Source organism: Nonomuraea sp. NBC_00507, assembly GCF_036013525.1.
GTDB lineage: Bacteria > Actinomycetota > Actinomycetes > Streptosporangiales > Streptosporangiaceae > Nonomuraea.
The window spans coordinates 11111983-11137787 of sequence record NZ_CP107853.1 but is presented as its reverse complement, the minus strand read 5'-3'; the positions used below and the strand labels follow the sequence as shown (position 1 = coordinate 11137787).

At 70.7% G+C, this 25805-nt stretch carries 23 protein-coding genes; 8 read left to right on the top strand and 15 right to left on the bottom strand.

The genetic code is table 11. From position 1 onward, the window contains the following. Nucleotides 1-2 precede the first annotated feature (2 nt). Both miaA and OHA25_RS53090 read right to left on the bottom strand, forming a co-directional pair. On the bottom strand, nucleotides 3-908 hold the full coding sequence (miaA, locus tag OHA25_RS53095) for a tRNA (adenosine(37)-N6)-dimethylallyltransferase MiaA (protein ID WP_327584455.1): 906 nt from the start codon (nucleotides 906-908) through the stop codon (nucleotides 3-5). Between the two features lie 13 nt (nucleotides 909-921). Next, nucleotides 922-1434 (bottom strand): methylated-DNA--[protein]-cysteine S-methyltransferase, encoded by a 513-nt coding sequence (locus OHA25_RS53090; protein WP_305923381.1) that lies wholly within the window; start codon nucleotides 1432-1434, stop codon nucleotides 922-924. A gap of 10 nt (nucleotides 1435-1444) precedes the next feature. Between OHA25_RS53090 and OHA25_RS53085 the strand changes: the two genes are divergently transcribed. Further along, on the top strand, nucleotides 1445-2359 hold the full coding sequence (locus tag OHA25_RS53085; RefSeq protein ID WP_327591174.1) for a ribonuclease Z: 915 nt from the start codon (nucleotides 1445-1447) through the stop codon (nucleotides 2357-2359). Here the strand turns inward: OHA25_RS53085 and OHA25_RS53080 are convergent. The 6 genes from OHA25_RS53080 to OHA25_RS53055 all read right to left on the bottom strand — a co-directional run bounded on the left by OHA25_RS53080 (nucleotide 2335) and on the right by OHA25_RS53055 (nucleotide 7484). Then, nucleotides 2335-2985, bottom strand: a complete 651-nt coding sequence (locus OHA25_RS53080) for a hypothetical protein (protein WP_327584454.1) — start codon at nucleotides 2983-2985, stop codon at nucleotides 2335-2337. The two genes, OHA25_RS53085 and OHA25_RS53080, sit on opposite strands and share 25 nt — an antisense overlap. 72 nt (nucleotides 2986-3057) lie before the next feature. Beyond that, complete coding sequence (locus tag OHA25_RS53075) at nucleotides 3058-3798, bottom strand: isocitrate lyase/PEP mutase family protein (protein ID WP_327584453.1); 741 nt, start codon at nucleotides 3796-3798, stop codon at nucleotides 3058-3060. Between the two features lie 86 nt (nucleotides 3799-3884). After that, nucleotides 3885-4451 (bottom strand): hypothetical protein, encoded by a 567-nt coding sequence (locus tag OHA25_RS53070; RefSeq protein WP_327584452.1) that lies wholly within the window; start codon nucleotides 4449-4451, stop codon nucleotides 3885-3887. A gap of 761 nt (nucleotides 4452-5212) precedes the next feature. Then, on the bottom strand, nucleotides 5213-5536 hold the full coding sequence (locus OHA25_RS53065; protein ID WP_327584451.1) for a PepSY domain-containing protein: 324 nt from the start codon (nucleotides 5534-5536) through the stop codon (nucleotides 5213-5215). Between the two features lie 35 nt (nucleotides 5537-5571). Beyond that, nucleotides 5572-6810 (bottom strand): sensor histidine kinase, encoded by a 1239-nt coding sequence (locus OHA25_RS53060; protein WP_327584450.1) that lies wholly within the window; start codon nucleotides 6808-6810, stop codon nucleotides 5572-5574. Continuing rightward, on the bottom strand, nucleotides 6807-7484 hold the full coding sequence (locus OHA25_RS53055) for a response regulator transcription factor (protein ID WP_327584449.1): 678 nt from the start codon (nucleotides 7482-7484) through the stop codon (nucleotides 6807-6809). The genes OHA25_RS53060 and OHA25_RS53055 overlap by 4 nt, the downstream gene beginning before the upstream one ends. A gap of 93 nt (nucleotides 7485-7577) precedes the next feature. Here OHA25_RS53055 and OHA25_RS53050 point away from each other — a divergent pair, with 93 nt between their 5' ends. Next, nucleotides 7578-7994 carry a hypothetical protein gene (locus OHA25_RS53050; RefSeq protein WP_327584448.1) on the top strand — a complete coding sequence of 139 codons (417 nt, stop codon included), beginning with the start codon at nucleotides 7578-7580 and terminating at the stop codon, nucleotides 7992-7994. A gap of 86 nt (nucleotides 7995-8080) precedes the next feature. Here the strand turns inward: OHA25_RS53050 and OHA25_RS53045 are convergent, their stop codons facing one another. The 7 genes from OHA25_RS53045 to aceB all read right to left on the bottom strand — a co-directional run bounded on the left by OHA25_RS53045 (nucleotide 8081) and on the right by aceB (nucleotide 16521). Then, nucleotides 8081-9994, bottom strand: coding sequence for a hypothetical protein (locus tag OHA25_RS53045; protein ID WP_327584447.1), 1914 nt, complete (start codon nucleotides 9992-9994; stop codon nucleotides 8081-8083). 55 nt (nucleotides 9995-10049) lie between these two features. Then, nucleotides 10050-10262 (bottom strand): DUF2277 domain-containing protein, encoded by a 213-nt coding sequence (locus tag OHA25_RS53040; protein WP_327584446.1) that lies wholly within the window; start codon nucleotides 10260-10262, stop codon nucleotides 10050-10052. A gap of 19 nt (nucleotides 10263-10281) precedes the next feature. Beyond that, nucleotides 10282-11025: an IclR family transcriptional regulator gene (locus OHA25_RS53035; protein WP_327584445.1), complete on the bottom strand. Its 744-nt coding sequence runs from the start codon at nucleotides 11023-11025 to the stop codon at nucleotides 10282-10284. 64 nt (nucleotides 11026-11089) lie between these two features. Then, nucleotides 11090-12292 (bottom strand): (Fe-S)-binding protein, encoded by a 1203-nt coding sequence (locus OHA25_RS53030; protein WP_327584444.1) that lies wholly within the window; start codon nucleotides 12290-12292, stop codon nucleotides 11090-11092. Further along, nucleotides 12293-13480, bottom strand: a complete 1188-nt coding sequence (locus tag OHA25_RS53025; protein ID WP_327584443.1) for an FAD-binding oxidoreductase — start codon at nucleotides 13478-13480, stop codon at nucleotides 12293-12295. Continuing rightward, the gene (locus OHA25_RS53020; RefSeq protein ID WP_327591173.1) at nucleotides 13480-14916 is read right to left on the bottom strand and encodes an FAD-linked oxidase C-terminal domain-containing protein; all 1437 of its coding nucleotides are present in this window, start codon (nucleotides 14914-14916) and stop codon (nucleotides 13480-13482) included. Before OHA25_RS53020 ends, OHA25_RS53025 begins: the two co-directional genes overlap by 1 nt. A 27-nt stretch (nucleotides 14917-14943) precedes the next feature. Continuing rightward, nucleotides 14944-16521 (bottom strand): malate synthase A, encoded by a 1578-nt coding sequence (aceB, locus tag OHA25_RS53015; RefSeq protein WP_327584442.1) that lies wholly within the window; start codon nucleotides 16519-16521, stop codon nucleotides 14944-14946. A gap of 155 nt (nucleotides 16522-16676) precedes the next feature. Here aceB and OHA25_RS53010 point away from each other — a divergent pair, with 155 nt between their 5' ends. The 6 genes from OHA25_RS53010 (at nucleotide 16677) to OHA25_RS52985 (ending at nucleotide 25595) form a co-directional block, all read left to right on the top strand. After that, entirely contained in the window at nucleotides 16677-17369 is a 693-nt protein-coding gene (locus tag OHA25_RS53010) for a DUF4097 family beta strand repeat-containing protein (protein WP_327584441.1), read from the top strand. An 84-nt stretch (nucleotides 17370-17453) separates the two neighbouring features. Then, entirely contained in the window at nucleotides 17454-18857 is a 1404-nt protein-coding gene (hflX, locus tag OHA25_RS53005) for a GTPase HflX (protein WP_327584440.1), read from the top strand. A 531-nt stretch (nucleotides 18858-19388) separates the two neighbouring features. Then, entirely contained in the window at nucleotides 19389-20597 is a 1209-nt protein-coding gene (locus tag OHA25_RS53000; RefSeq protein ID WP_327584439.1) for an amidohydrolase family protein, read from the top strand. Between the two features lie 39 nt (nucleotides 20598-20636). Further along, nucleotides 20637-21593: a DegV family protein gene (locus OHA25_RS52995; protein ID WP_327584438.1), complete on the top strand. Its 957-nt coding sequence runs from the start codon at nucleotides 20637-20639 to the stop codon at nucleotides 21591-21593. An 896-nt stretch (nucleotides 21594-22489) separates the two neighbouring features. After that, the gene (locus tag OHA25_RS52990; RefSeq protein ID WP_327584437.1) at nucleotides 22490-23059 is read left to right on the top strand and encodes a ComEA family DNA-binding protein; all 570 of its coding nucleotides are present in this window, start codon (nucleotides 22490-22492) and stop codon (nucleotides 23057-23059) included. Between the two features lies 1 nt (nucleotide 23060). Further along, nucleotides 23061-25595, top strand: coding sequence for a ComEC/Rec2 family competence protein (locus OHA25_RS52985; RefSeq protein WP_327584436.1), 2535 nt, complete (start codon nucleotides 23061-23063; stop codon nucleotides 25593-25595). The last annotated feature ends 210 nt before the right edge of the window (nucleotides 25596-25805 follow it).

Sequence of the window (25805 nt, the reverse complement as noted above, 5' to 3'; positions counted from 1 at the left end):
GTTTATGCGCAGGGATGGCCGGCGACTCGCGCGAGGGACCGCTCGAGAAGGTCCGGGGCATCGTACGGCAGCCAGCACACCCGCGGATCGCGGCGGAACCACGACTCCTGGCGGCGGGCGAAGCGCCTGGTGGCCCTGATCGTCTCCGCGATCGCCTGCTCCTCGCTCCATTCACCCTCGAGGAAGCGGATGACCTGGGCGTATCCGAGGGCGCGGCTCGCCGTGCGGCCCTCCGCCAGTCCCTGACCGAGCAGCGTCCGCACCTCCTCGACCAGGCCCGCCTGCCACATCCGCTCGACCCTGAGCGCGATCCGCTCATCCAGCTCCGGCCTGGGCACGTCGAGGCCGATCTGGACGCTCGGGTAGACGGCGTCGTAGGACGGCATCGTGGCCGAGAACGGGCGGCCGGAATGCTCGATCACCTCCAGCGCGCGCACGATGCGGCGGCCGTTGCTGGGCAGGATGGCCGCCGCGGCCGCCGGGTCCCGCTCGCGCAGCCGCTCGTACAGTGGGGCCGGGCCCCGCTCGGCCAGCTCGGCCTCCAGCCGCGCCCTGATGTCCGGGTCGGTGCCGGGGAACTCCAGGTCGTCGAGCGCCGCCCGCACATACAGGCCGCTGCCGCCCACCAGCACGGGCACCTCGACGGCGTCGATGACCTTCCTGGCCAGCCGCTGGTACTCGGCCACGCTGGCGGTGACCGTGACGTCCCAGATGTCCAGCAGGTGGTGGGGGACGCCGCGCATCTCGGCCGGGCTCAGCTTGGCGGTGCCGATGTCCATTCCGCGGTAGAGCTGCATGGAGTCGGCGTTGACACACTGGCCCCCGAGGCGGAGCGCGATCTCCACGGCGAGGTCGGACTTTCCGGCCGCGGTGGGGCCGACGACGGCGATGACTGGCTGCTGGCGCACGTGCACAAGTTTGCTAGAGGTCGAGCAGTGTCGGCTGCAGATAACCCTCGTGGGTCAGCAGCCAGCGCTTGGTCTCCACACCTTCGCCGCCGCTGAAACCGCCCAGACCGTTGCCCGCGATCACCCGGTGGCAGGGGACGACGATCGGGATCGGGTTGGAGCCCATGATCGAGCCGATCCCGCGGGCCGGCACCGTCGAGCCGCTGAGCCGGGCCAGCTCGCCGTAGGTGACGGCGGTGCCGTACGGGACCTTGTGCAGGGCCTGGAGCACCTGGAGCCGCGCGCCGGACATGAGCCGCCAGTCCACGGGCGTCTCGAACTCCTTCAGCTCTCCGGCGAAATAAGCGTTCAGCTCCGCGACCACGGAGGCCGTACGATCCGAATCATGGACTTCCGCGAGCCCGAGCCGGTCGGCCAGCCCCGCCCGGGAGCCCCAGCCCGACGCGACGAGACCAGCCTCGGTGACGGCCAGCACGAACGTGCCCACCGGCGTCGGCACGTCAGCGAAGGCCACGCCGTCCTTCATTGGGGCCATGATGTCCTCACGTGAGCTCGTGGTGCTCGGCACCTCCAGCGCTGTCCCTACCCGACACCGTAACCACAATGGCTACCTTCTGCGCTGGGACGGTCAGGGCTTCCTTTTCGACCCGGGGGAGGGCACACAGCGGCAAATGGTGCACGCCGGGCTGAGCGCGCACGACGTGCACTGGGTGTGCGTGACGCACTTCCACGGCGACCACTGCCTGGGCGTGCCCGGGGTCATCCAGCGCATCGCCCGCGACAAGGTCAGGCATCCGGTGCGGGCGGTGTTCCCGGCCTCCGGGGAGACGTACTGGCGGCGGTTGCGCCACGCCGCCGCCTTCGCCGACACACCGGTCATCAGCGAGCATCCCATCTCCGGCGACCTGGCCGGCGTCGGGCCGATCATCGCACGCCGCCTGTCCCATCCCGTCGAGTCGTACGGCTACCGCGTCCAGGAGCCGGCCGGGCGCCGCATGCTGCCCGACAAGCTGGCAGCCCATGGGATCCGCGGCCCAGAGGTCGGCGAGCTGCAGCGCACCGGCTCCGTACGCGGCGTCACCCTCGAGGAATGCAGCGTGCCCAAACCGGGGCAGAGCGTGGCGTTCGTCATGGACACCCGGCTCTGCGACACGGTCTTCGAGCTGGCCTCCGGCGTGGACCTGCTGGTCATCGAGTCCACGTTCCTGTCGTCGGAGAGCGCGCTGGCCAAGGAATACGGGCACCTGACGGCCTTCGAGGCGGGGCTGGTGGCGGCGGACGCGGGGGCGCGCAGGCTGGTGCTCACGCACTTCTCTGAGCGGTACGGGTTCGGCGACGAGCCGGCCTTCGTGGCCGAGGTACGGCGTCACTACGACGGGGAGGTCGTCCTCGCCCGCGACCTGATGACGATCCCGGTGCCGCGCCGTCAGGTCCACAGCCCGGCGATGTAACCGACGCCGTAGGGGGCCGCCCGCGTGAGCAGGCGGCCGTGCAGCCTCGCCGTCTCCGCGGCTCCGGCCAGCACTTGCAGGGCTGCCCTGCCGCTCACCCAAAGGCGATCCGCTTCCTCGGGGTCCAGTGCGGCGAGTGCTTCGGGGGCGGCGGTGGCGATGGCGTGCGCGATCAGGTCGTCGTACGGCTGCGCGGCGTCGTCATACCTGCCCGGGGCCTTGGGGGTGAGGCAGGCCGAGCCGTCGGCCATGACCAGCAGTGCCACCCGCTCCCCGGCCGCCGCCAGCTTGGCGCCCAGGGACAGGCACTCCTCGGTCGTGGCGGCGAAGGCCACGGAGTGAAAGGCGTTGGGGGCGTGGTCACGCAGGAGACAGCGGCCGACGGTCAGGGACAGCGGCAGGACGGGCTCGCCGGGGCCGGTCGTGACGTCCAGGCCCCAGGGGCGCAGGGTGCCCGTCGCGTGGCCGCCGTACGAGGCGGCGTGGCCGTCCCCGCCGACGACGATGAGCGTGTCGGGGCGGGTCGCGAGCAGGCCGGCGATCGCGGTGTCGCAGGCGGAGCGGAGATCGGGCAGCTGGGTCACGATCAGTGGAGTGGGCGGGCAGACGGCCGCGGCGGCAAGCACGAGCGCAAGCGTACGATGCCGCCGCGCGCCACCTGGTCAGCAGGGCGGAAGGTGCCGCCGACCGCCACTTCGTCAGTAGGGGCTCTGTCCGTCCCGCACCTTCGCGAACAGGCTCTCGGCGTAGGCATGGGCCGCCTTGTGCAGCCCGCCCCCGAAGCTGATCCTGGCCACCCCCAGCTCGGCCAGGCGCCCGAGCGACGGCGTGCCCGGCCTGAACAGGATGTTGACCGGCCCGCCGACCTCGGCCACCAGCGCCCGGATCCCGTCCTCGTCGGCCAGCGTGATCGGGTAGACGCAGTCGGCGCCCGCTTCGCGGTAGAGCCGCGCGCGCTCGAGGGCCTCCTGCGTGGAGGTCCTGCCGAGGAGGTACGTGTCGATCCGCGCGTTGATCACCAGATCCTGCCCGGCGGCCGCCCGCACCTCGGCCAGGAACTCCGCCTGGACGCCTGCGTCGAGCAGCTCGCCGGTGCGGGGGTCGGTGTCCTCCAGGTTGCAGCCCACGGCGCCGGCGGCGGCCAGCCGTTCCACGAGTTCGGCGGGCTTGAGCCCGTAGCCGCGTTCCACATCGGCCGTCACCGGCACGTCTACGGCCCTGGTGATGCGGGAGACGGCGGCCATCATCTCGTCGACCGGCGTGCCCTCGCCGTCCGCGTACCCGAGCACCCTCGCGACGGCGGCGCTGCCGGTGGCGACCGCCGGGAAACCGGCCTCCTGTACGGCCAGTGCGGAGGCGGCGTCCCAGATGTTGGGCAGGACCAGGGGGCTCCCGGGCACGTGCAGCGCGCGCAGCACGCCCGCCTTGTCAGTCGTCATACGACGACCCTACGGAGCAAGGTGGCTTCCGCTGTAGGTCCAATACGGTCCATTAACGGCAAGCCACTTCACACTGGCCGGCTCGGTCAGCAGCCGCTCGTGGCGCACTGGCCGACGACTTCGCCCGCCGGGCCGTCCGCCGGGGTGTCGCCCTCCGGTGCCTGCGGCGCCTTGGTGGGGGAGGACGTCGAGGGCCGCTGGCCGGTGCCGGTCTGGGTCGTGCCGCGCGAGGGGTCGGAGCCCGTCGAGCCGGTGTCGCCGCCGGTGTCGGCAGCGGGGTCGCCGCCGGTGCCCGTATCGGTGTCGGCGTCGGCGTCGCCCATGCTGCCGTCGTCAGGCAGGCCGTCCTTGGGAGCGTCGGTGGCGACGTCGCCCATGGTGGCGTCCTCGTCCTGGAAGTTCGGGTCGGCGCTCTGGGAGGCGGCGGGCCCGCCGGTGCCCTGCTGCGTGGCGGGAGTGGTGGGGTTGGCGGCCAGCATGTAGCCGACGCCGCCCGCCGCGAGCACGGCGACGAGCGCCGAAGCGGCGATGGCGATGATCTTCTTGTTGTTCTTCGGGGGTTCGGCGCCGCGGCCGTCGCTTCTCTGGGCCAGGCGGACATCCCCTGGTCCGGACAGGATCTCGGGACGATCCGGCTCGCTCGGATCTTGCATTGCGGTGACATCTCCCTGCGGTCGTATCGGGGGAAAACTCGTCGGCTTCGAGGGTGATGGACCACACTAGCCGCAAGAGAGGAATGCTCGCACACCAATCACAAAGGAATCACGACTTGTCCCCGCTTAGATCCATTTCCGCAGGTAGCCGCGGGCACCTGCGATCGGTGGCAGGAGCGGCCGGGGTCCTCGTCACCGCGGTCCTGGGAATATTCCTGGCATTCACCGGTTCCTCGGAACGGTCCTCACAAAGAACTCAGGAAATGGATGAGGAAACGCGGCTTTCCGTAAGATCGAATTCACCCTCCGCTACTTCCGCCGTCTCCCATATGACATTGATCGCATCGCCGATACGGGTCCATGGAACGTTCCATATCACGGTCCCCGTCCCGGCCCCGTGGCTGCAGGCCGTGCCCCCGCCTGGAGCGGTGGTCCCGTCCTCCACCCCGGCGCCGCCGATCATGCAGGCAGCCCGCCCCCAGCGGTCGGCGGCTCCCCGGACACCCGTACCCAAGCCTCCCAAGCCGAGCCGCCGAGTAGGCTCACCCACCCCGCAGGCGCCTCCCTCCGAGCGACCGGAGTCAAAGCGGCCGGAGCCGGAGCCGAAGCGGCCACCGATCTTCGTGGGGGAAGTCGCCGACCCCTGTGCCACCTTCCATGACTTCCGGCGGCAACCTTGCTACAGCTTCCTGAACCGGCTCGCCGGATAACGTCAGCGGCCCGCCACCGATGACGGTGGCGGGCCGGTCACAGTGCCGGGATCAGTCGTCGTCCCGATCGCCGTCGTCGTCGGCCCGCTTCGTGCCGTGCTCGGTGACCTTGCCGGTGGCCGCGTCGACGTCCACTTCGTGCCGCACCGAGCCCTTGGCCAGCTCGATCTCCCACACGTCCGGCCGCGTACCGCGCCGGTCGTAGTCGAGTTCGCTGACCCAGGCGCCGGGCACCTGCTCGTGCGCGATCTCCATGGCCTTCTCAGCCGTGACCTTCGGCGCCGCGGCCGCCGTGGCTGCGTAGGCCGCGCCCCCGCCGGCGACGAGCGCGACGATCCCGGTACCGACAATGATGAGCTTCTTCGTGATTCGCATGACTCCAGGACATCGGGATGCCGGGTAACCGCGCGCTAACCAGTGGTTAAGAGCACCTCTACGCACGTCCCGCCCCCTGGTGGCGAGGAAACGGTCAGCCGGCCGCCGGACGACTCGGCCGTGCGCCGGGCGATGTCGAGCCCGAGCCCGGTCGAGCCGCCGCCGCTGTTGCCGCGCTCCAGCAGCGCCGGATCGAACCCGGGCCCCGAGTCCTCGACCGTCAGCAACGCCCCGGACGGATGCGGCGTCAGCCGTACGGACATCGCGGCGCCTTCGGGCGTGTGCGCGAAGACGTTGCCCAGCAACGCGTCCACACACGCCGTCAGATCCTCGGCGCCCACCGCGACCGGCAGCGGGCCGGACGGAAACGAGATCGACACCTCTCGCCCCTGGTCCTCGGCCAGCACCGACCAGAACCGCACCCGCTCGCGCACCACTGCCGCCGCGTCGCACGACGCGTGCCCGGCCGTGCGGCGGCGCGCCTCCGTGATCACCGCGCTCACCGCCCGCTCCAAGGCGTCCGCCCGGGCCTGCACGCGCGCCGCCTCCTCGGGGTCGCGCAAGGACTCGGCGTCCAGCCGGAGCGCCGTCAGCGGAGTACGCAGCCGGTGCGACAGGTCAGCCACCGACTCCCGCTCGGCCGCCAGCAGCTCGTCGATCCGCCCGGCCAGATGGTTGAGCGCCAGCGCCACCGAGCGCACCTCGGGCGGCCCGCCCGGCTCGGCCCGGGCGGTCAGGTCGCCCCCGGCCAGCCGGTGCGAGACCCGTGCCAGCCCGTCCACCGGCCGGGTCACGGCCAGCGCCAGCCGGTCGGCCAGCACGATACCCAGCACCACCAGCGCGAGACCGAGCACCAGCAGCGCCGTCCACGCCTCGCGCACGCCCCGCGTCAGCTCGGCGTCCGGCACGAAGACCCTGATCACGGCCGTGCCCTCGGGCGATTGCCCCGAGACCAGCACCTCCCTGCCCCCTGCGACGTGGGCGGTCACGCTGCGCCCAGCCGCGGCCAGGCGTACGGCGTCAGAACGGGGGGCCGCCGCACCCACCGTCCGCCCGTCGGGCAGGAACACCGTCACCGGACGCGACACCTGCTCCACTGCCAGCTCCAGATCGGGCGTGCCGACCGCGACCGCCACGGACTCGGCGGCGGTCGTGGCCCGGCTCATCGCGCCGTTCTCGGCCACCGCCCGGATCAGCAGCGCCATCGGCACCAGCAACGCGATCAGGACGAGGGACGTTGTCGCCGCCACCAGCAGTGCCAGCCACCGCCTCATGACGGATCGACCAGTTTGACCCCGACGCCGCGGACCGTGTGCAGATAACGAGGGTCGGCGGCGGTCTCGCCGAGCTTCCTGCGCAGCCACGACAGGTGCACGTCCACGGTTTTGTCCGCGCCCCCGTACGGCAGCTGCCACACCTCCGTCAGCAGCTCCCGCTTGGTGACCACTTCGCCGGGCCGGGCGGCGAGATAGTGCAGCACGTCGAACTCGCGCGGCGTCAGATCCAGCGGCGTGCCGTCCAGCGTGGCGGTACGCGCCCGCGGGTCCACCCGCAGCGCCCCCACCGCGAGCGGCTCGGGCGCCGACCCGCCCGCCCGCCGCAGCACGGCCCGGACCCGCGCGTCCAGCTGCGCCGCGCTGTACGGCTTGACCACATAGTCGTCGGCCCCCGCGTCCAGCACAGGCACCATTTCGGCGTCGCCGTCGCGTGCCGTGGCGACGATGACGGGCACGCGGCTGACCGCCCGCAACATCCGCAGCAGCTCCACCCCGTCCAGGTCGGGCAGCCCCAGGTCGAGCACGATCAGGTCGGGCCGGTCCTGCACGGCCAGCCGCAGTCCGTCCAGCTCCGTCGGCGAGGAGGAGACGGCATGGCCCAGCTCCCGCAGCCCCCGGCCGAGCGCCGTACGGATCGCCACGTCGTCCTCGATGAGCAGGATGTCAGCCATATACATGAACGTAGACGGTCGCTGACCCTGCCTTGAGAGCCCTTAGCGTCCCCTTAACCCCGCCTTAGCGTGACATGGGGAAAGCTGAGGGCGATGAAGAGACTCGTACTGGCCTGGGCCGTCACGGCCGTGGCCGCCACCGGAGCGTCCCTGGCAGTTCTCGGCCTGGTCGGCGCCGGGGTCACCGGGACCGCCAGCCGCGTGCTCAGCCAGGAAGAGGCCCGAGCGGCCCTGGCCACCGCCACCCCACGCGCCGCCACCACCGCCCCGGCAGGCACGCCCGCGCAGGGGCAACAGGGCAAGCTGATCCGCAGCGCGGGCGGCACCGTGATCGCCTCATGCACCGGCGACCAGGTCGTACTCCGCTCGTGGAGTCCGGCCCAGGGCTACTCTGTGGACGGCGTGGAACCGGGTCCCGCAAACGAGGCCACGGTGGAGTTCGAGCCCGACGAGGGCGAAGACGTCGAGCTGAAGATTGTCTGTGTGAGCGGGAGCCCCGCCGCGCATTGACGTCATGACGGCGCAGCTCAGCTCGCTGCCTCGGCTGTGGCAAGCGACGTCATGACCCGCGTCGAGCAGGGCACGTAGCTGCGGCATCAGGCCTCGGCGCTGAGCGCCGCCCTTGTCAGTTCGGCCTGCCGCCGGATCTGCCCCATGACGACGGGGTTCACCCCCTTGGCTTGGAACGTAGCGACCATCTTGTCCATGACCGCGTTGGCCCGCCCCAGATCACCCTGCCTGGCCTGGGCCCTGGCGAGGCGGCGCATCACCAGGTTCAGGGTGATGTTGTCGATGGTGGCCTCCTGCGCGACCCGAGTCAGGTGCTCGATGCCCTGTTTGGGGTCCGGCGGGCGCACGCGCAGCCGCTTGTCCGCCGTCAGCGCCTTGAACTCGCTCTCCGCGTTCAGGCCCTTCACCATCCGGGCGTACGTGGCCAGCCGGTGGTCGCCGTACCTGTCGATCACCTCGTCCAGCGCCAGGTTGCCCGAGCGCAGCGCCGGTGAGTCGGAGCCGAGCAGCGAGAACAGCTTGCCCTGCTCCTCGCCCAGCATCAGCTCCGCCACCTGGTGGTCGTCGCGGGTGACCGGGAAACGCACCCTGACCAGGCAGGCGGGAGAGACGATGCGGGAGCCGTCGGCGGCGATGTACTGGGCGCGGACCTGGTATTCGCCGGGCTGCTGGAAGTAATGCCCGTCGCGGCCGTGCCCGATATACGCGCTGCGGTACAGGGCGGGGTTGCCCTCGTCCAGCCGGATGTCCGGCGAGGTGTCCACGCAGTGGCGGATCATCGGCCGGTACAACACGGTCCTGCCGCCCGGCTGCGTGATCGACACCTGCGTGAACTCCGAGTCCGGGTGCAGGTGGCCGTGGGTGACGCGGGGCTCCCCGGCGCAGGCGAGCTTGAGCTCGACCACGACAGGCTCACCCAGCTCGAACGACTCCTTGGCGCGCAACTCCAGCCGCAGCCCGGAATGGTCCTCGACCGGCTGCTCGAACGGTTCGATCTCGGCCGCCCCGGTGCCGAACGCGTTCGCGCCCATGGCGACGTCGCGGAAGAAGCCGTGGCGCAGGTGCACCAGCTCCGGGTCGGTGAACTGGAAGGGGAAGGCCGCCCAATAGCCCTGTTCGCCACCGGGCCTGAAGTTCTGCACATAGTTCATCCACGACAGATCACCGAAGCCGCCGTCCGGGCCGAGGGGCTGGGGTGGGGTGGCGAGGTTCTTCTGCCAGGAGTGGAGCAGGTTGAAGGCGTGCCCTAACTCATGCACATACGTCCGTAGCTGTGCGCGTTGCGCCTGCGGAGAGTCGCCCTTGATCGCGTCGTAGAAGACCGCCGCCCCCTGCCGCTGATGGGCGTCGTTGTAGTCGAACATGATGCCCCGGTAGCCGCCCACATGCTTGCTGGCCACCAGCAGCCACACCCGCCACGCCGGCGCGTCCGCGAACGTGCTGAACTGCTGCGTCATCGCGTGGTGCAGCTCGGCGTCGTTCCACGCCAGATCCGCCCCCGACCCGTCCACCGGGATCACCCCGGGCTCCGCCGTCGTCAGCTCGATGCCCGCCTCGGCGTACGCGGCGGTCACGCTCAGCTCCCTCGCGGGCGACCCGCTGGGACCCGGCAGCGACCCGGTGCGGTACGACACGAACGGCACCGTGCCCGTCACCGAGTCCTGCTCGAGGAGCACCCGCCGGAAGAACGGCGAGGAGAACGACAGCTGATAGGTACGCCCCGCCAGCGCCGCCGTTCCCGACCCGTCGATGATCGTCACGCTCACGTCCTCGTCCGGCGTGTCGAAGGTGAACACCCCGCGCCCGTCGATCCGGGCCTCGGCACCCTCGGCCCGCACGGCGGGGGCGTTGACCACGAACGACCCGACATACGAGATCGTCGCGCCCGCCACGGCGAACAGGTCGCCGCTCACCCGCCCGGTCGGCCTGGTCCCGTCGACGTCGACGCGGAGCGCCAGCCGCGAGTCGCCGTCCTGCCCCTCGTACAACCCGCTGATCATGGCAGCTCCTGGGGGAATCGTCAGGGATTACATCGTCCCCCGCCAGGAGAGCCTGTCAACGAGATCCACGAACTTGAAGCGCCGCCAGCAGCTCCTCCGACGCCCGGGTGATCGTCTCGACGGCCCGGTCGAACGCCTCGGCGTTGTGCGCCGCCGGCGCGCGGAAGCCGGAGATCTTCCTGACGTACTGCAGCGCGGCCGCGCGCACGTCCTCCTCGGTCACGCTCTCGGTGAACGGGGGACGCAGGGTCTTGATGCTCCTACACATGCCTCAACGGTAACCGGCCCTAAGACGGAGGGCTGAGCTCGTTGCCGAAGTCCAGGGCGATCTTGCGCAGGCCCTCGGCCAGCTCGTCGCGGTCCCGCGCGTCGATGCGTTCGGCGGGCCCCGACACCGACATCGCGGCCACCACCCGGTTGCCGTCCCACACAGGCACGGCCAGGCAGTGCACGCCCAGCTCCTCCTCGCCCAGGTCCATGGCGTAGCCGCGGGCCCTGACCACGTCGAGCTCGGCGAGCATGCCGGTGACGTCGATGATCGTGTTGGGGGTGCGGCGCGGCATGCCGGTCCGCTCGAACACGGCGACCGCTTCGCCGTTGGGCCGCCCCGCCAGCAGCACCTTGCCCACGGCGGTGCTGTGCGGCAGCACCCGCCTGCCGACCTCGGCGAACATGCGCAGCCTCCGCGGCGAGGGCACCTGCGCCACGTAGACGACGAAGTCTCCTTCGAGCACGGCCAGGTTCGCGGTCTCGCCGGACAGCTCGACCATCTTCGTCAGGTACGGCTGCGCCCACACGCCCACCATGCTCTCCGCGATGCCGCCGAGCCGCACCAGGCCGCCGCCCAGGGCGTACCTTCTGTCGGATTCCTGACGCACGTAGCCGCGCGCGAGCAGGGTCTGCAGCAGCCGGTGAATGGTGCCGTACGGCAGCCCGGTCCTGGCCGCGATCTCCGACAGTCCGGCCTCGCCGCCATGCGCGGCCAGCGCCTCCAGCACATCGAGCGCCCGCTCAACTGACTGGACACTCACCGGTCCTCCTCCGTCGGCCCGGCGAGTACACTGCTGCGTCTAATGGTTCGCTCCCTGCGGTCGCTCACAGGCCCACCCCGCGCAGCGAGGCGTCCAGCACCTCGGCGGTGTGCGCCACCCTGATCTCCGCGCCGGCCCGCCGCATGGCGGCGGCGATCTGCATGGTGCACCCGGGGTTGGCGGAGACCAGCAGCTCGGCTCTGGTCGAGCCGACCGCCTTGGCCTTCCTGTCGCCCAGGTCGCGGGCGGCCTGCGGCTGGAAGATGTTGTACGTGCCCGCCGAGCCGCAGCAGATGGCCGACTCGGGGATCTCGCGCAGCTCCAGGCCGGGAATGCCGCTCAGCAGCTCGCGCGGCTGGGCGCGCACGCCCTGGGCGTGGGCCAGGTGGCAGGCGTCGTGGTAGGCGACGGTGAGCGGCAGCGGATGCCGCCTGGCCACGGGTCCCAGCTCCGTCAGGAACTCCGACAGGTCACGCACCTTGAAGCCGGGCTCGCGGCCGAGCAGCACGGTGTACTCCTTCATGGTGGAGCCGCAGCCGGCCGCGTTCACCACGACGGTGTCCACCCCGGCCTGCTCGAACGTCCTGACCGTGCGCCGGGCCAGCCGCCTGGCCTGGTCCTCGCGCCCGGAGTGCACGCTGAGCGCCCCGCAGCAGCCCTGACCCCGCGGGATGACCACGTCGCAGCCCTCCAGCGCGAGCACCCGCGCCGTGGCCGCGTTCACCTGGGGGAAGAACTCGCCCTGCACGCACCCGGTGAGCATGCCGACCACAGCACGGCGCTCCCCGCGAGCCCGGACCACGCGTGGCAGTCGCTGCCGCCGCTCCACGCGCGGCGCCAGCGCGGCCATGGCCCCGAGGCTGGGGTTGACGCGCGTGAGCAAGGGCGCCATCCGCTCGGCCAGCCACATCCCCGGCCGCAGCAGCCGTAGCCTGCGCGGGTAAGGGAACAGGGAGAACACGATGCCGCGCACGGCCCGCTCCTGCGGGTCGCGTTCGTGCCGCCGCTCGACCTCCGCCCTGGTCAGCTCGATCAACCGGTCGTACTTGACCCCGGACGGGCAGGCGGTCACGCACGCCATGCATCCCAGGCAAGCGTCGAAATGCCCGGCCATTTCCGGCGTGATCGGGGTGCCCTCGACATGCTGCTGCATCAGGTGGATCCGCCCGCGCGGCGAGTCCATCTCCTCGCCCCAGAGCAGGTACGTCGGACACGTCGGCAGGCAGAACCCGCAGTGCACACAATCGTTGATCAGCTTCGGATCCATCTAGATCCCTCCCACAAAGCGGCCGGGAGACATCCTGCGCCCGGGATCGAACTGCTCCTTGACCCGCCGCATCAGCGGCAACCCGCTGACCTGCCCCCACCGGTCGACGCTCGCGTAAGGAGCGGCGAGCACGCTCACCCGCCCGCCGGCCGCCTCGACCCGCTTGCGCAACCCGGACACCGCCGCGGCCAGCTCCGGCTCCGCGATCGCCCCCCACGACTCCAGCAGCACCCGCCCCGACAGGACAGAGCCTCGCAGCGACAGCCCGGTGCCGGCCACCACGTCCAGCACGGCCTGCGTGCCCGTGGCCGGGAATCGTACCTCGACCAGCACCTCGTCGTTCTGGATCAGTCCCCACCACGACGGCGGCTCGCCGGTCACCGTGCCCTTGCCTACCAGCGCGCGCAGCACCTCGGCCCTGGAGCCGGCGGCCGCGCCCTCGACCAGCACGGCCAAGGTCAGCGGCCCGCCGGGATCCGGCCAGTCCACCTCGGCGGCGCTCGGCTCGGCCTGCGAGGCGGCCAGCGCGGCGGCGATCGGCGGCAGCTCGTCGCGCTCGAGCTCCGCTGTGATCCAGCGGCGGTCGGCGGGCAGCGGGTGCAGGCGGAACGTGGCCTCCGCGATGACGCCGAGCGTCCCGTACGAGCCGGTGAAGAGCTTGCCGAGGTCGTAGCCTGCAACGTTCTTGACCACTTTGCCGCCCGAGCGTGCGATCGTCCCGTCGGCCAGCACGACCGTGATGCCGATGAGCAGGTCGCGGGCGGTGCCGTAGCGGAACGCGCGCGGCCCCGCGGGCGCGGTGGCCAGCATGCCGCCGACCGTCGAGTCCTCGGCGAACGGCACGTCCAGCGCGAGCTCCTGCCCCTTGCCCGCGAGCGCGGCGGCCAGGGCGGCCATCGTCACCCCGGCCTGCGCCCGCACCACGAGGTCACCGGCCGCGTGCTCCAGGATCTCGTTCATGCAACACAGGTCGAGCAGGACGTCGCACCGCTCCGGCGGCGGGCCCCAGTGCAGCTTCGTGCCGCCGCCGGCGGGAACCACCGCGAGGTCCCGTTCGGCGCAGACGCGCAGCACGGCCGCGATCTCCTCGACCGTCTCCGGCAACGCCACCCAGCGCGGCTTGACCCCGCTGACGACGTCGTCCGCGCCCGCTTCCCTGACCGTCACCTCAGCGTCAGACAGCAGCATCAGAACTGCTCCGCCTTTCCGGACTCCACCAGCGGATGCGCACCCTTGCGAACGCCCGGCGCCTCACCGCACAGCCGCGGCGTGGGGAACACCTTGCCCGGATTGGACAGCCCTCGGGGGTCGAACGCGCACCGGACCAGCTGCATCGTGTCGAGGTCGGTCTCGCTGAACATCCTCGGCATGTAGCGGCTCTTGTCCACGCCTACGCCGTGCTCGCCGGTGATCGAGCCGCCGTGCTCGATGCACAGGTCCAGGATCGCGCCGGAGACCACCTCGGCCCGCTCGCCCGCGCCCGGCTCGGCGTCGTCGAACAACACCAGCGGGTGCAGGTTGCCGTCGCCGGCGTGGAAGACGTTGGCCACCCTGATCCCGTGCTCGGCCGACAGCCGGTCGATGGCGGCCAGCACGCTCGGCAGGGAGGTGCGCGGCACCACGCCGTCCTGCACGATGTACGCCGGGCTGATGCGGCCGACGGCGGCGAAGGCGGACTTGCGTCCCTTCCAGATCGCCGCCCGCTCGGCGGGATCGGCTGCCACCCGCAGCTCGAACGCCCCGGAGCAGATCTCGGTGAGCTGCGCGAACTGCTGCTCGACCTCCGCCTCGGGCCCGTCCAGCTCGACGATCAGCACTGCCCCGGCGCCCTCCGGGTAGCGGCAGGCCACCGCCGCCTCGGCCGCCTCGATGGCGAGGGCGTCCATCATCTCGATCGCGGCCGGCACGATGCCCGCCCCGATGATCGCCGACACGGCCTGGCCGCCCTGCTCGATGCTCTCGAACGCGGCCAGCACCGTGGTCACGGCCTGCGGCGCGCGGCTGAGCCGTACCGTGATCTTGGTGGCGATGCCCAGCGTGCCCTCCGAGCCGATGAACGCGCCCAGCAGGTCGTAGCCGGGGTCCATGCGGTCGAGCGTGACCAGGTCGCCGTCGGGGGTGACGATCTCGCAGGCCTCGACGTGGTTGACGGTGAAGCCGTACTTGAGGCAGTGGGCGCCGCCGGAGTTCTCCGCCACGTTGCCGCCGATCGAGCAGACCTGCTGGCTGGAGGGGTCGGGGGCGTAGTAATAACCCCGGTCGCGCACGGCTTCGGTGATGGCCAGGTTGGTCACGCCGGGCTCCACGACCACCCGGCGATCGTCCAGGTCGACCTCCAGGATCGCGCGCATCTTGGAGGTGACGATGAGCACGCCGTCCTCGCGCGGCAGCGCGCCGCCCGACAGCCCCGTGCCCGAGCCCCTGGCCACGAACGGCACGCCGAAGTCGTTGCACAGCCGCACCACGCGGGCGACCTGTTCGGCCGTGTCCGGCAACACGACCACGCCCGGGGTCGCCCGGTGGTAGGTCAGGCCGTCGCACTCGTAGGTGCGCAGGCGTACCGGATCGGTGATCACCGAGTCGGGGGGCAGCAGCGAACGCAGGGCCGCCACCAGGGTGTCCAGCACTCGATCACCTCCGTTTCCGATTATTCACGGCATGCGGGCATAAGCGGGAAGAGTCAGGAACTCGGCAAAGTCGTCGTCCAGCGCCACTTCCTTGAACAACGCGGTGGCCTGGTCGAACAATTTCTCGTCGTAGCCCGGCTCCCCGGCGATCTTGGCGAGCTCCTCGGAGATGATCTGCTCGACCAGCTCCTTGGTCACCTGCGCGCCCGTGTCCGCGAGCGTGATGTCGTTGTGGATCCACTGCCAGATCTGCGAGCGCGAGATCTCGGCCGTGGCGGCGTCCTCCATGAGGTTGTGGATCGCCACCGCGCCCAGCCCGCCCATCCAAGCGGCCAGGTAACGCAGCGCCACGTCCACATTGCTACGCAGCCCCGTCTCGGTGATCTCGCCGGGCGTCTCCGAGACCGCCAGCAGGTCGGCCGCCGTCACGCTGACGTCCTCACGCAGCCGGTCGAGCTGGTTGGGCCGCGAGCCCAGCACCCCGTCGAACACCTCGCGACAGATCGGCACCAGGTCCGGGTGGGCCACCCATGACCCGTCGAACCCGTCGCCCGACTCGCGCGTCTTGTCCGCCCGCACCTTCTCCAGCGCCACGGCGTTGACCTCGGGGTCCCTGCGCGAGGGGATGAACGCCGCCATCCCGCCGATGGCGTGCGCGCCGCGCTTGTGGCAGGTGCGCACCAGCAGCTCCGTGTAGGCGCGCATGAACGGGGCCGTCATCGTCACCGCGTTCCGCTCCGGCAGCAGGAACTCCCGGCCCCTGGTGCGGAACTTCTTGATCACGCTGAACAGGTAGTCCCAGCGGCCCGCGTTGAGCCCGGCCGAGTGGTCACGCAGCTCGTAGAGGATCTCCTCCATCTCGAACGCGGCCGGGTAGGTCTCGATGAGCACGGTGGCCCTGATGGTGCCGTAGGGGATGCCGAGCAGCTCCTGCGCCCTGGTGAAGACGTCGTTCCAGAGCCGCGCCTCCAGGTGCGACTCGATCTTGGGCAGGTAGAAGTACGGGCCCTTGCCCTTGTCGATCTGCCGCTGGGCGCAGTGGAAGAGGTAGAGCCCGAAGTCGAACAGCGACCCCGACACCGGCTGCCCGTCCACCTGGGCGTGCTTCTCGTCCAGGTGCCAGCCGCGCGGCCGCACCACGACCGTGGCCAACTCGTCGTCGGGCTTGAGCGCGTATGCCTTGCCGCCGGTCTCGAAGTCGATCGTGCGGTCGAGCGCGTCACGCAGATTGAGATGGCCGGCCACGCAGTTTTCCCAGAGCGGGGAGTTGGCGTCCTCGAAGTCGGCCAGCCACACCTTGGCGCCGGAGTTGAGCGCGTTGATGGTCATCTTCTTGTCGACGGGCCCGGTGATCTCGACCCGGCGGTCCTCCAGGCCGGGGGCCGGCGCCGCGACCTGCCATTCGGCCTCCCTGACCTCCTTGGTCTCGGGGAGGAAGTCGAGCAAGCCGCCGTTTGAGAGCTCCGCCTGCCGCGTCTGCCGTGCCTCCAGCAGCTCCAGCCGTCTGGCGCCGAACTCCCGCTGGAGAGCCGCCACGAAACCGAGCGCCTCCGGCGTGAGGATCTCGTCGAACCGGTCGAGGATCGGGCCGGTGATCTCCATGGGACCTCTTTCCGCTCTGTGGAAAATCACTTCTGGATTGTGGAAGTGAAGCTACTCCCCTCCTGCTTCCCGGGTCAAAGGTGGGGTATTCCTCGGGGGTTACTCGGGGGAGTTCCTGATGGGATCGAGGGCCTCACCGCGAAAGGATTCAACGCATGAAGACGATTGCGATCGCGGGCGGGCTGCTGGCCTCGGCGGTGCTGCTGACAGGGTGCGGGCTCGGCGACCTCGCCGGCCCCACGAACCAGGACACGACGTCCTACGAGGTGACGGACAAGGTCACCAAGCTTCAGCTCGAAAGCCACGCCGGCGACACCGTCGTCACCGAGACCGACGGCACGGCCATCCGGGTCGTCGAGAAGCTCCGCTGGCGCGGCGACGACAAGCCCAAGCCGGAGCACAAGGTCGAGGGTGGCGCGTTGTTCGTGACGTACGACTGCCCGTCGAACTGGGGCAGCTGCAGCGTCGACTACGAGATCGAGGTCCCGAAGGGACTGGCGGTCGACCTCGACAGCGGCTCGGGCAACATCACACTCAGGGCCCTGACCGGGAACGTCGATGTGCACCTCGGCTCCGGCGACGTGGACGGCTCGGGCCTGGCGGGCAAGACGGTGGTCGCCGAGGCGGGGTCGGGGAACGTCGAGCTCAAGTACACGACGGCGCCCACCAGCGCACAGCTGAAGGCCGGTTCGGGAGACATCGTGCTCAACGTTCCCGACGGGGCTTACGACGTGAAGACCGACACGGGCTCCGGCGACGTGACTGTCTCGGTCAAGGACGACGGCTCGTCACCGAACAAGATCTCCTTGAGCGCGGGCTCCGGCAACGTCAGCGTGGTGCCCGCATAACTCAGATGCTTACCCCGGGGATGTCTGCCACCATCGTGGGAAGACACCGAGGTGTCCAGACGTTCCCTCATAGAGATGACACGAATGCACGAAAACATCACGCTCGAATCCGGCGATTTCGACCTCGAGGAGCGCCAGGCGCTCCGCCGTGTGGCAGGTCTGTCCACTGAACTCCAGGACATTTCCGAAGTCGAATACCGGCAGCTACGACTCGAGCGGGTCGTCCTCGTCGGCGTCTGGACCTCGGGCACCGCCGAGGACGCGGAAAACTCCCTGCTCGAACTCAAGCTCCTGGCCGAGACGGCCGGGTCGCAGGTGCTCGACGGGCTCATCCAGCGCCGTCAGAAGCCCGACCCCGCCACATACATCGGCTCCGGCAAGGCGCTGGAGCTGCGCGACGTGGTCGAGTCCCACGGCGCCGACACCGTGATCTGCGACGGCGAGCTGACCCCCGGTCAGCTCCGTCAGCTCGAGGACACGGTCAAGGTCAAGGTGATCGACCGTACGGCGCTGATCCTCGACATCTTCGCCCAGCACGCCAAGAGCCGCGAGGGCAAGGCGCAGGTCGAGCTCGCGCAACTGCAATACCTGCTGCCCCGCCTGCGCGGCTGGGGTGGCAACCTGTCCAGGCAGGTCGGTGGCCGGGCCGCGGGCGGCGTCGGCATCGGCGGCCGCGGCCCCGGTGAGACCAAGATCGAGCTCGACCGCCGCCGCATCCGCGAGCGGATGGCCAAGCTGCGCCGCCAGATCGGCGGCATGTCCACCGCCCGTGACACCATGCGCTACCAGCGCCAGCGGCGCGAGGTCCCGGCCGTGGCCATCGCCGGCTACACCAACGCCGGCAAGTCCTCGTTGCTCAACCGGATCACCGGTGCGGGCGTGCTGGTGGAGGACGCGCTGTTCGCCACCCTCGACCCGACGGTGCGCCGGGCGCGCACGCCCGAGGGCAGGCTGTTCACGATCGCCGACACCGTCGGCTTCGTGCGCCACCTGCCGCACCAGCTGGTCGAGGCGTTCCGCTCCACGCTGGAGGAGGTCGCCGACGCCGACCTGATCCTGCACGTGGTCGACGGCTCGCACCCCGACCCCGAGGGGCAGCTGGCGGCGGTGCGCGAGGTGCTCGCCGACATCGACGGCGCGCAGGACATCCGCGAGATCGTCGTGATCAACAAGGCCGACGCGGCCGATCCCGACGTGATCGACCGGGTGCTGCGGCGTGAGCGGGACAGCATCGTGGTGTCGGCGCGGACGGGCAAGGGCATCCCCGAGCTGATCACGCTCATCGAGCGCGAGCTCCCCAGGCTGGACCTCGAGGTGCACCTGCTGGTGCCGTACGAGCGGGGCGACCTGATCTCACGGGCTCACAAGGAGGGCGAGGTGCTCTCTGTGGACCACGTGGAGGACGGCACGATCCTGCACGCTCGCGTGCTGCCCAGCCTGTTCCAGGAGCTGGAGCGGGTGGGCAAGCCGGTCGAACGCGTCTTTTGACGATTCCGCTGGGCGACTCCGCCGTGCTGCGGTACGGTGGGGCCGCTCGGCACGGATGATGCCGTCGGCGGCCATCGGCGGTTCATCACGGCATGGTTGGGCAGCACTGGCCGCAAAGCGTGCAGAGTTGCCTAAAAGCGACAGTGGTCCCCGAGCCCCGGCTATTGCTAGGATTGGCCAGACCTGACGTAGGTCTTCTAGCTTTTGGGTGTGGGTTCTGGGTTTCAGATGATGACTCATGGTGTCGAAGTCGTCAGCGGGGGCCAGGAGTACGAGGCGGGGCTGGGTGGCGGTTGGGATCTGTGGTCTTTCTTCCGAATAACCCTGTACACCAGCCCAACATGTGAAATAACGTAACTGAACCGAAATCGCCGGATCATGACTCTGGCGATACGGTCACCGCACAACTCGAGCGGATGAGAGCAGGAGACCCCCCATGTCGTCCGGACCCGGAGCGGACTCAGTGGGCGCGGCACAGGCCGTGCGTTGGGCACTGTGCCCGCGCTGGGGCTCACGCAGGGCGGTGATGCGGTGACCGTTCGGCTCCTCACCAACATCGGCCGCCTCTGGACCGGCAACGAGGTCCTCAGCAACGCGGCCATTCTCGTTCACAACGACCGCATCGCGTGGGTAGGGCGAGCCCCCGACCTGCCGCAGAGCGTGCCCGGAGTCGTCGACGACATCGTCGACGTCGACCACGTCGAAAACCTTGGCGGTGCGCTGGTCACGCCCGGCCTCATCGACGCCCACACGCATCCCGTCTACGCCGGCAACCGCTACGCCGAGCTCGCCATCCGCACCGGCGGCTCCAGCGCCGCCTCGATCACCGCGGCGGGCGGCGGCGTGGGCTCCACCGTCACCGTGACCCGCGGCACCGACCCGTGGACCCTGTGCAACGGCGTACGCGAGCGGCTGCGCGGCTGGCTGCTCAGCGGCACCACCACCGTCGAGGCCAAGACCGGCTACCATCTCACGCGCGACGGCGAGCTGGCCGACGTGCGGCTCCTGCGCGAGCTGGAGAAGGAGCCGATGATGCCGCGTCTGCACGTCACCTTCCTGGCGGCGCACACCGTCCCGCCCGAATACTTCGGCCGCCAGCGCGAATACGTCGAGGCCGTGGGCGCCTGGTGCGCCGACGCGGCCGCGGCGGGCGCCGACAGCGTCGACGTCTACTGCGACGAGGGCCACTTCACCACCGAGGAATCCCGCTGGGTCCTCGCCTCCGGCCGCAACGTCGGTCTGCTGCCGCGCATCCACGCCGGCCTCTACAGCCGCCGCGGCGCGGTCCAGCTGGCCGCCGAGCTCGGTTGCGCCTCCGCCGACGGCCTGCACCACATGTCGGACGAGGACATCGCCATCATGTCCCGCTACGGCGTGCCCGCGGTCGTCTGCCCCGCCACGGCACTCCAGCGTGGCCACCTGCCGCCGGTCCGCCAGATGATCAAGCACGGCGTGCAGATCGCGCTCGGCAGCGACCACAACCCCGGCTACTGCGGCATCACGTCGATGTCGCTGGTGATCGCCATGGCGGTGTCGGCGTTCGGGATGAGCGTCAACGACGCGCTCCGCGCGGCCACCCTCGGCGGTGCCACCGTCCTGGGCGCTCCCGACCGTGGCGTCCTGGCGCCGGGGCGGCTGGCGGACATCGTGCAGTGGGACGCCGACCACGAGGGCGCTTTCGCCTGGTCCTTCGGCCTCAAGCCGCGCCGCGTGTGGCGGGGCGGCACGCCGGTCCAGTAACCGCTTCAGGGCGACGGGCCGACTGGCTAATCTCGGCATATGTCGCCCACCGTTGCCGTTGTCACGGATTCATCTGCTTACCTGCCTGCAGTGCCGGGTGTCGCCGTCGTGCCGTTGCAGGTGATCGTGAAGGGCACGCCGTACGACGAGGGCTCTTATGGCGGCGGGATGCCGGATCGAGCGGACTCGGGCGGCACGATGGGTGGCGGGGTGCCGGATCGTGCGGACTCGGGCGGCACGATGGGTGGCGGGGTGCCGGATCGTGCGGACTCGGGCGGCACGATGGGTGGCGGGGTGCCGGATCGTGCGGACCTCGCCTCCGCGGCCACCTCACGTCCCTCACCGGCCCGCTTCGCCGCCTGCTATGCGTCCTTGGCCGGAGCCGGCGCGACAGGGGTGGTCTCGATCCACCTGTCCAGCGACATGTCGGGCACCGTCGACTCGGCCAGGTTAGCCGCCCGTGACGCACCCGTACCGGTGGAAGTGATCGACAGCCGTTCGATCGCGATGGGCCTCGGCTACCCGGTGCTGGCCGCGGCGCGCGCCGCCGCGGAAGGCGGGTCACTGGAGTCGGTGACCTCGGTGGCCCGCCGCTGCGCCGAGACCACCCAGACCTTCTTCTACGTCGACACGCTCGACTACCTGCGCCGCAGCGGCCGCATCGGCACCGCCGCCTCAGTGCTCGGCTCCGCTCTCATGATCAAGCCGCTCCTCCACATCGTGAACGGCCAGATCTCCCTGCTGGAGAAGGTCCGCACGCCGACGCGCGCGATCGCCCGCCTGGAGGATCTGGCGGTGCGGGCGGCCGGTGAGGGTCCGGTGGAGGTGGCGGTCCAGCATCTGGCGGCGAGATCCCGTGCGGAAGCACTCGCGGAACGTCTGCCGAAGCGAGTGCCTGGGCTGGTGGACCTGCGGGTGGTGGAGGTCGGCCCGGTGATCGGCGCCCACGTCGGCCCAGGCATGCTGGGGCTGACCGTCACCCCATGCCACGTGTAGCCATCCGGGGCCGTGGCGGCCTCAAGCGCGCCTCTGCGGCCTCTGTGTCCACAGCCCTATCACTCATGCGTCTCCTGTCCCCAGAACGTCGCTCGGGCCCTCACAGCGGCCGCTAGGGTCCTACGTTCTCTTGCGTGCGAACGCCTGATCCGACCGCGGAGCGCGCCATAGCCGCATCCCGGCTACGGTCGATCATGACCCCTGCCCGCCGTCCCCGCCGACTCCTGCCTCGGCGCACTGGCGGTCACGCCCTGCGCGTCGAGACAAGGGAGAGTGGCGACGGCACTCCCTCCACGCTTCAGGCTCGCGGGTCCGGGATCGAGGATCCCCCGACCGCACGTCGGGAGACGACCGACCACTTGCCGGCCGTCGGAGACGACGACACCACGACATTCGGCTGGGGCGAGACTTCCGCACCGGGCCACGACGAGGACCCCGCCACGTCCCACCCTTCCGGCCGCAACGGCGACACAGCTCTCATGCTGTCCGATCGCAACGACCGCCTGGCCTTGGCCCTGGGATGGCATGACGGTGATCAGGCCGCACTGCCGCCTCGGGCGGAGAGCGGGTCGGCCTCGGTGTTGGGATGGCATGGCGATGATCAGGTCCCACTGCCGCCTCAGGCGGAAAGCGGGCCGGCCTCGGCACTGGGATGGCATGAAGGTGATCGAGTCCCACTGCCGCCTCGGCCCGAGAGCGGGCCGGCCTCGGCGCCGGGATGGCATGGCGGTGACCCGCACCCACCACCACCTCGGCCCGACGGCCGGCCAGTCCCGGCCCCACCGAGCGGTATCGATGGCCCGACCCTGGCACCACCTGGGCGTACCAGCGGTCCGATCCCCATACCGCCCTCCTTCCAGGCGTTCCGGGCAGCGCTGGCCTCGCAGGGCCCTGCCTTGGACCCCGGCAAGCCGGGTCTTCGCGTGCTGCTCGCCGTCGGCGCCCTTGCGGTGGCCGTCGCCGGCTTCTTCGTTTGGCGATCGCAGCCCACACCGGAGCCACTCCCGCCTCCCACCCCGATCTCGTCCTCGACGCCGTCCCCGACCGCGAAGGTGACCGTCCATGTCGCAGGCAAGATCCGCAAACCCGGCGTCTACCTTCTCCCAGCGGGCGCCCGTGTCGCGGACGCGGTGACGGTGGCCGGTGGGGTGGCCCGTGGCGCCTCCACCGGCTCGCTCAACCTCGCCAGACGCTTGATCGACGGGGAGCAGATCGTGGTGGGCACCCCCGCGGGCCCGGCCGCTCCCGGCTCTGCCGTCTCGGACCCGGCCGCGACCGTCCTCGACCTGAACTCCGCCACGACAGAGCAACTCGAGCAACTCCCAGGCGTGGGAGAGGTCCTGGCCGCCCGCATCACCGAGTTCCGTGACAGCCACGGCGGATTCACCAGCGTGGAGCAGTTGCGCGAAGTGAGCGGCATCGGCCCGCGCAAGTTCGACGAGATCAAGCCGAAGGTTCGCGTCTGACATGGCCGTCGGCACGGACTTCGACGAGCGCAAGCACGCCTGGCCGCTGACGCTTCCCGCCCTGGCCGCCTGGGCCAGTGTCCTGATCCTCCTCGGTTGCGCCGCTTCCGTCAGCCTGATCGTGGCAATGTCCACAGCCCTGGCCGCCTGCGCCGTGGCGTGGCGCACTCGCGCATCTACCAGGAGTTGGCGCAACGTCGCCTTGGCCACGCTCATCTGCGCAGCGGCAGTTTCGGCGTCGATCGGCTTCCGGGTCCAGGCTCTCACCACCGGGCCGACGGCCGCACTGGCGGCGAAGGGCTCGTCCATCACCGCCCAGATCGCCCTCACCGACGACCCCAAACGCAGAGCATCTCGAGGCGGACGTTTCAACCAGGACAGTTATGTGGTCCCGGCCACCCTCGAGATCATTCAGAGAGCCGGAAGCAGACAGGCCGTCAGCGTTCCCATCACCGTCTTCGCCAGTGGGCGCGAATGGAGCGACTTGCTCCCCAGCCAGCATCTCGAAGTCACCGGCCGCCTGGCGAAAGCGACCCCTGGCGACTTGGTGGCGGCGATTCTCCTGGTCCGGGGTCCACCACGGGTCCTGACGCCACCGTCGCAGCTCCAGACGGTCGCGGGCAGTCTGAGATCCGGTCTGCGCGCCGCCGCCGACGTCCTTCCCCCGGACCAGCGAGGACTGCTCCCCGGCCTGGTCGTGGGCGACGTCTCGCGCATGGATCCGCAGGTGGCATCCGATCTGAGGGAAGCCGGGATGAACCACCTTCACGCGGTGAGCGGGGCCAACCTCGCCATCGTCGCCGGCGCCACCCTTGCTATCTCCCGCTTTATCGGCCTTTCCCTGCCCATGAGGGCGGGTTTCGCCGCCATCGCGATGCTCGCCTTCGCCGTCGTGGCCCGCCCGTCCCCGAGTGTCCTGCGGGCCCTCCTCATGGGCCTGGTGGCCGCCGTCGCCCTTGGCACAGGACGTGCGAGAGACGGCTTCGCGGCGCTGTCGGCAACGGTCCTGCTGCTGATGTTGTTCGCACCTGAATTGGCTCGCTCGTACGGTTTCGCGCTCTCGGTCGCGGCCACCGCAGGCATTCTCATCCTCGCCCCGCGCTGGCGTGACCGCCTGTCATCCACAGAGCAGCGAAGTGACGTGTCCCAAGCCGGCGATGTCCAGGGCGGTGATGTCCAGGGCGGTGATGTCCGGGGCGGCCATGCCCAGGGCGGCGATGTCCAGGGCGGCCATGCCCAGGCCGGCGATGTCCGGGGCGGCGATGTCCGGGGCGGCGATGTCCAGGGCGGCAACGGCAGACTGCCGTACCGGTTGCCGCGCTGGCTGGCGGAGGCGGTGGCCGTGCCGGCGGCCGCTCAGGTGGCCGTGACGCCCGTGCTCGTGCTGATGTCGGGACAACTGACGCCCGTGGCAGTGCTCGCCAACCTCCTCGTGGCGCCGGCGGTGGCTCCCGCGACCCTGCTCGGCTTCGGCGCCGCACTCGTGGCGCCCCTATGGCCTGAGGCGGCGAGCTTCCTGGTCGTCCCAGCCGGATACGCCGTCGGCTGGATCATCGCGGTTGCCGGCTGGGCCATCGGCCTGCCCTTCGCCACGCTGCCGTGGCCCAGCGGCCTGCTGGGGATCGGCTTGCTCGGGCTCACGGTGGCCGTCGCGATACCCATCCTGCGCCGCCGGGCCTGGCGGGCGACGGCGCTGACGGTCGCCGCCGGCGCGCTGGTGGCCGTCCTGGCGGTACGTCCCCTCGCCGGGCCGTGGCCGCCCGATGGCTGGCTGATGGTGATGTGCGACGTCGGGCAGGGGGACGGGCTGATCATCGCGGCGGGGCCAGGCCGGGGCGTCGTCGTCGACACCGGCCCTGACCAGGTCATCATGGACCGATGCCTGCGCAGGGTCGGCGTTGACGACGTACCGCTGCTTGTTGTCACGCATCCGCATGCCGACCACGAGGACGGGCTCACGGGAGTGCTCAGGAACCGGCGGGTGGGGGCCGTGGTCGTCAGCCCGCACCGCACGGAGCCCCGAGCCGGCGCGCACACATCGGTCACCCTGGCGCAGCGACGGATACCCGAATGGACGGCGGCGCCGGGGAGCCGCTGGCGGTTCGGGCCTTCGGAGCTGAGCGTGCTCGCTCCCGACCCCGCCATGAGCGAGATGCACGGGCAAGGGGAGGGCAGTGCGATCAACAACTCCAGCGTGGTGCTCCACGTACGGTGGCGTTCGGGATCCATACTGCTCGGCGGTGATCTGGAGACGGAGGCCCAGGAAGAGCTTCTACGCCGCGTTCGCGTACGGGCCGACATCCTCAAGACTCCGCACCATGGATCCAACCGGCAGTCACCCGGGTTCCTGGCTTCCCTCGGGGCGCGGGCGGCGTTGATCAGCGTGGGCGCCGACAACGACTACGGTCATCCGGCCCCGTCCACGCTCGCTCTGCTGCGGCGCCTCGGCGCGGCCATCTACCGTACCGACCAGTCGGGAGATCTTGCGGTGGTCGAGCGCGATGGGGGATTGGCGGTGGTCGCGCGTGGGCCGTAGTCCGTCCTAGCGGGCAGGTGGAGGAGGCCGACGGGTGCAGCAGCCCGGTTCTGGCCTGCGAGGCGGCGTTCGGTCAGGTCCGTCGGGTGTGGCGGTCTGATTCCGGCAGGCAGGGCGGTGTTCGATCCGATCCCTCGCCACGCGACCCTTGTCCGAAGAATGCCGCGGTCGTCGCCACGAACCGGTCGGCGTCATCGAGCCATGGAGTGG